This is a genomic window from Rosenbergiella metrosideri, assembly GCF_022602565.1.
Lineage (GTDB): Bacteria > Pseudomonadota > Gammaproteobacteria > Enterobacterales > Enterobacteriaceae > Rosenbergiella > Rosenbergiella metrosideri.
Window position 1 is genome coordinate 1 of the sequence record NZ_JALBCV010000030.1, and the last position, 5,382, is coordinate 5,382.

Here is a 5,382-nt window from a genome sequence, read left to right on the forward strand (position 1 = left end):
TGTGATAGACCAATGGAAAGGATGTTAACTGACGATGGTGTATTCAGGGCAAGGAACATGGGAAATCATGTTCTCTCGCATAGTCGTCAGTAAAGCGTGAACCAGCCAATTTTGCCCGTTTTTTAGTGGGTAAAAGCTGGAGTCACCGCTTAGGTGCAAGTTCTTGCTCCTTCCTCCATGTATGCTGTGCTGTCTAACAACTTAATCTATAGTACGTCCGTAATGAAACGTTTGGTTTTGGTCTCATTATTTTTCTTTAGTGGTTTTGCTAGCGCTATTAGTCCTCTTGAGATCCAGAAGTATTCTGCACAGCAAGAATTATTAAGTGCTGTTCAACGTGTTGATTCTATAGATGGGGATAGTGACCGTTGGATGGAACACTTCAGCAAAATGTCTAGTTTAGTAGAGGATGCTGCTGGCAAGTCTCTTCATAATGGTGATAGTTGTGGTCAATTTGAATCAAAGCTTAAGCAAGTGCCTGATACATCTAAAGATGATAATCCAGTCCTTGAGCGAGCTATGAAGACACTTAACCAGAAGTGGATTTCATATGGTGTTAGTTATTGTAAGTGGCTTGCCGATACCAATTAAGTATCGTAATTAGTACCATTGTAATTAATCCCCTTTGACAGTTTATAAACTATTGCAGGGGATTTGTCTTATGGGTGATCGGGAACAACATTTAAGCCACTTTTAAAGCGTCATTTAATTCCTGTAATTCTTCTTTAAAGCTTGTCAGAGCTGATTCCGCAGTTATAACGGCTTCCTCGAATGGTCGAGTTTTTAATTTAAATTCTTCAGCGATTTTTTTCTCGATATTCTTCTCAACTTGCTCATCTGTAAGTTCGTCTGTCTGCCAGATCATGGTAATCGAGTGAACGTGAGGGATCAGATTTTTAAGAACCCAGCCTTTAGAGACTCCTAGGGTGAAGTTTTTCTCAATCTGTGAGATTGGGGATAGTTGTGATTGATACCCTGAAACTTCTGAAGGTGAATTTCTTAACTGTTGTCTACGGAAATCAAAAAATGATTTTTTAGATGCTGACTCAGATTTGATATCAGACTTTGCCTTTTCGAGCTGCTGCTTAAGATGGTTAAGCTGTTCTAATTTTTGGTTCATTCGGTTACCTGTAATTTTTAAGAAACTGTTTAGTGATCTCTCTACATGGGGGATTGCTATCAGCCTCATCCCCTTATGTGTTAAGGGTGATCTGTTAAGATTTATTAGAGAGATTTTTAGAAGTGTTTTAAGAGATCTTTTTAGTAGATATTAAGAAGCCCGTTCCTACTCAGCAAAAAACTTTTTTAAGCGTTAAAGGTCTCGACTTTTCGTCACGGTATCTACGAATTCATGCGCTGTTATCAGATCTGCGGTTTAAGTTGCAACTAGCTTTTCTACGAAGCTTTCGGTGTTCTTGTAGAAAAACATTTCTCAGGCTGTTAAGCCTAATTACCAACGTGATTGGTCTATTTGTAGGGATAATCTGTTTCGGCTCCGGGCGTCAGAGCAGCTCTTCATGAATAGATCGAGGTCGTATTACTACTACCTGATAACTCAATGATTATATATTTTTTGAGATTTGTCAAAGCCGTTAACATCTAGTTACATTTGTAATTCATTTAAATAATTGTTTGTAAAGGGTTTATTTTTTTATAATTTTTATGGTGTCTATGTTTATGTGCTTGGTGTTTACAAAGATCGACTTATCTTTTGCTGCAAAAGTTTAAAATATCGTTAGATGATAGCGATTGAAACGCTCTGTAACGTTCTGTGTGAGGTTTTAATTTAAATGCTTGTTTTAATCACCATGTGAATTTAAGTCTCTTATAATTGATTACATAGCGTTTTAGATGGTGTTATTGTTTGTGTTTCTGGATCTCTTTCTTGATCCTTTGAACTGTTGACTTACCAACATTAAATTTCTCTGCTACTTTTGCGATTGATCCACCAACATTTAAAGCTTCAATAATCCCGTCACGATTCACGTTCTTACCGTATCCTCTGGGTCTAGGGTTAATAGCTCTCGCTTCTGCCCTACGCTCGCTTATCAAGGCTCTTTCTGCTTCTGCCACTGCTGCGATGACTGTTAGCATGAGTTTCCCCATTGCTGAATTTGTATCTGCAATGATTTTTTCTTTGTGAAGGTGTACTGCTATTCCCTTTTCGTTTAGGTCACCAATGAGGGCCAGTGTGTCTATGGTTGAACGTGATAAACGATCAAGACTATGAACGTGTAGCGTGTCGCCTTCTCTGAGATAAGCGAGGCACTCTTTTAACCCTTCCCTGTTGGTGTCCTTACCTGAAACCGAATCAGTGAAGACCTTGTCTAGTGTGACTCCTGATAGTTGCCTCTCTGTTGATTGCTGAACGCTTGAAACTCGTACATATCCAATGTTGCTCATATGGGTAACCTTATTCATTTGTCACATGACTTTGTCAAATGAGTTTATTCTATTCATTTGAGCCATTTCAAGTCATTTGAATATAGTTTTATAGGGGTTATTGGTGTATTCAAAAAGTATACTAAATGAATAAGTTGGTTTTCTTGGTGGGTAATTTTAAGTAAGTCATTGATTTTATTGCTGTTTTTATCTGTTGTGCACTTTTTTTTGATTATGAAAGAGACGTGTGAAGCATTTACGAGGTTTATTAGTTGTGAGTGTTGGTATTGCTAGGCTTTCTGGTGGGTGTAGGGTGATTGTTGAGATGTTTTGGTTTCTGTAGATGGGGATTATTTTGTTTGTTTTTTGAACAAAATAGAGGGTGGGGGATGATGCCTTTTTTTCTTAATCATTATAGTAGCCCACGCTTTTTCATCTTTCTTTTTGTATCTGCAACAATGTCCCTTGTAAATGTTTTCCCAGTTGGAGTGGTAATGCCTTCGCTTATTAGGATTGAGGATATTTTTAGGTCTACATTTCTAATGTTTCCCAGCTCTTGAACTAGCTCAATTATTCTTCGTTTCCCTTTGTCGAGTTTTTCACTACTTTCGGGTTTGTCATACAGTGTATTACAAGGCTTTGGGGTATCTATTTCGTCTGTGGTTTCACTTCTAGATAAAGACACTATTGTATTGTTATCATTTTGAATATTAACTATTTCAAGCCTTTCAATTGCTCTTTCCAATCTAGTTATAACACTATCCTTCAACAGCTCCCGCTCTAGAGACTGTATGACAATGTCTGACAGGTTTGAGTTGGTTTCCTTCATTCGCCATATGACGTTTTCATACAGATCATCGCTGATTCTCACAGAAATCGTTTTAGTCACTTTATGTTGTCCTACGTTGTCATACGGAATGATATTAAGACTACCTTGTTTGTATGGTTATGTCATTCATTATGTAAGATGATAAGTTGATTTTATCAAATTTAAATTTGATCTAATCAAGTTTTTTTCTAATAATGAATTAATACTCTTTTTTTTACATATCAAATATATTAAGATAACTTTTTATTTATCTACATTATTTAGGTATTTTATTCTCCCTCTGTTTTTCTCATACATCATTATCCCTTTTGTTTTTTTTATCATATTTATGACGTCTTCTTTTTTATTTTTCTCGAAATACTTTACCAAATCCTTGTTCATTAACCCTTGATAAAGGATATCTACAAAAACATCCCTTATCCTAGGATCTAGTCGATTCCATTCAATAGATTCAATTCCTTTATATTTTTTGTAAAAATAAATTGCATGTTGAACGTATTTTTCATATGTTTTTTGAAAAAGTTTAACTTGTTGCACTTCAGTTATTTCGCCTATTTTACTTTTATTATTTTTAACGAAATTGGCCGCCACACACCCTTGTAACATGGCCCCATTTGATATTTCCTTTGCTTGGTCTTGAGGTATTCCTGATAATATCAGGTCAGATAAAATTTCAGATTTATAACGCCTCCCCATATCATAGCCTCTTCCGATAGTTACACCCGATATATTTGTATTGCATTTATTATAATTTCCCGGAAAGTGTATTACTCTTGAGTAGCCTATAGAACCCTTTTTATCATTACCTTCTGATAGGAAGGTTAGTAATCCTGACATCGGCTTTATCATGAAATATTATCTCCTTTTTAATAGAAGGATTTATGGTATATTGTTTTTTTTATTTTTTAAATGTTTTTAATGGTGCTTTTATGAGAATTTTATTACTTTTTTTTGTTTTTTATTGCTCGCAATGTTTGGCTTATGAATACGACTTATGTAGAAATGGTATGTTTCCTACTTACAATGGTAGTTATAACATCGGGATAATTAATAAAAATACTAAAAGTTATGATGATGAGTGTATTGATGGGGGCGTAAATTGCGCTCCCAATGGAGTCCTTTTAAAAGGAGACGAGGTTTTAATATCACATTCCATGAAAGGTTTCCTGTGTTATTGGAAAGATGATGATAATGTTAATTTTGTTAGGGAAGGTGACGTAACAATAAAGAGGAATGTAGAGAGGGAAATAAATGTAAAGAATATCGTAGGCGTTTGGGAGTTTGGGGATAGTACAGTGAATATTACCAATAAAAAAAACGGGGAATACCATATAAGTGGTCAATCTTACTGGTATGGAGGGCATGGTAACTTACACTATGGGGAGTTGGATTCTGATGTAAAAATTATTAACGGTATTATGCGTTGGGATGGCCCTGATCTTTGCACTGGTAAAATAAAATTACTAGGGAATAAAATTATTGTTCATGATAATAACCAATGTGGTGGTGCTAATGTTTCTTTCGATGGTGTTTATCAAAAGTTAGATTAATGTTGTTGATGAGATGGTTAGCCACATGAACCGAGGCGATAACATGAACTACAACCGAGGCGATAACATGAACTACCCCCTATGGGTGCCAAGAAAGGTACATAGATTTGTAATACATATATTTTCTACTTGATAGGGTGTTGTGATTTAAGGCATTATTAAAAGCAGAAAGGCACCCCGCCAAGAGTGCCTATCAATTTGAAGTAAGAAGAGACCAATCAACTTACTTCGAGGTAATGAGCCGTATCAGGGGCTGATCACCATATTTCAAGATTAAGTTTACCTACCAGTATCTAATACTGCAAGTCTAATCAAGATAATTCCCCTGATAACTCGTTACCGCTAGGCTAAGGCTTTAGTGGGATTTCCCATACACGCTGATTTGGATTAAAGATGTAGTGGATCAGAAAGTGTGCCTGTGTCGCTGGGATCAAGGGGGAAGAATACTCACCAGCAACCAACCGCTTAGCGTCCTAAAACAAGTTTAATCACACAGGGTAAGGGAATGAAAAAACCACGCCCAGCCAGTAGGCAAAAGTGGGAATGTGATAGACCAATGGAAAGGATGTTAACTGACGATGGTGTATTCAGGGCAAGGAACATGGGAAATCATGTTCTCTC

At 36.3% G+C, this 5,382-nt stretch carries 6 protein-coding genes; 2 read left to right on the forward strand and 4 right to left on the reverse strand.

Annotated features, from left to right (window positions below):
• Nucleotides 1–222: 222 nt before the first annotated feature.
• Nucleotides 223–591: a hypothetical protein gene (locus tag MKR94_RS16110; RefSeq protein WP_241647836.1), complete on the forward strand. Its 369-nt coding sequence runs from the start codon at nt 223–225 to the stop codon at nt 589–591.
• Between the two features lie 91 nt (nt 592–682).
• Here MKR94_RS16110 and MKR94_RS16115 read toward each other — a convergent pair whose 3' ends face one another.
• The 4 genes from MKR94_RS16115 to MKR94_RS16130 all read right to left on the reverse strand — a co-directional run bounded on the left by MKR94_RS16115 (nt 683) and on the right by MKR94_RS16130 (nt 4,060).
• The gene (locus tag MKR94_RS16115) at nt 683–1,120 is read right to left on the reverse strand and encodes a hypothetical protein (RefSeq protein WP_241647837.1); all 438 of its coding nucleotides are present in this window, start codon (nt 1,118–1,120) and stop codon (nt 683–685) included.
• A gap of 737 nt (nt 1,121–1,857) precedes the next feature.
• Entirely contained in the window at nt 1,858–2,403 is a 546-nt protein-coding gene (locus MKR94_RS16120; RefSeq protein WP_241647838.1) for a recombinase family protein, read from the reverse strand.
• 391 nt (nt 2,404–2,794) lie between these two features.
• Nucleotides 2,795–3,271 carry a hypothetical protein gene (locus MKR94_RS16125; RefSeq protein WP_241647839.1) on the reverse strand — a complete coding sequence of 159 codons (477 nt, stop codon included), beginning with the start codon at nt 3,269–3,271 and terminating at the stop codon, nt 2,795–2,797.
• A 183-nt stretch (nt 3,272–3,454) separates the two neighbouring features.
• On the reverse strand, nt 3,455–4,060 hold the full coding sequence (locus MKR94_RS16130) for a pesticin C-terminus-like muramidase (protein WP_241647840.1): 606 nt from the start codon (nt 4,058–4,060) through the stop codon (nt 3,455–3,457).
• Nucleotides 4,061–4,092: 32 nt separating this feature from the next.
• Between MKR94_RS16130 and MKR94_RS16135 the strand changes: the two genes are divergently transcribed.
• The gene (locus tag MKR94_RS16135) at nt 4,093–4,761 is read left to right on the forward strand and encodes a hypothetical protein (RefSeq protein ID WP_241647841.1); all 669 of its coding nucleotides are present in this window, start codon (nt 4,093–4,095) and stop codon (nt 4,759–4,761) included.
• Nucleotides 4,762–5,382 lie beyond the last annotated feature (621 nt).

Coding starts and splice junctions, on each gene's coding strand:
- MKR94_RS16110 (WP_241647836.1), top strand. CDS start 223: ATGAAACGTTTGGTTTTGGTCTCATTATTTTTCTTTAGTGGTTTTGCT.
- MKR94_RS16115 (WP_241647837.1), bottom strand. CDS start 1,120: ATGAACCAAAAATTAGAACAGCTTAACCATCTTAAGCAGCAGCTCGAA.
- MKR94_RS16120 (WP_241647838.1), bottom strand. CDS start 2,403: ATGAGCAACATTGGATATGTACGAGTTTCAAGCGTTCAGCAATCAACA.
- MKR94_RS16130 (WP_241647840.1), bottom strand. CDS start 4,060: ATGATAAAGCCGATGTCAGGATTACTAACCTTCCTATCAGAAGGTAAT.
- MKR94_RS16135 (WP_241647841.1), top strand. CDS start 4,093: ATGGTATATTGTTTTTTTTATTTTTTAAATGTTTTTAATGGTGCTTTT.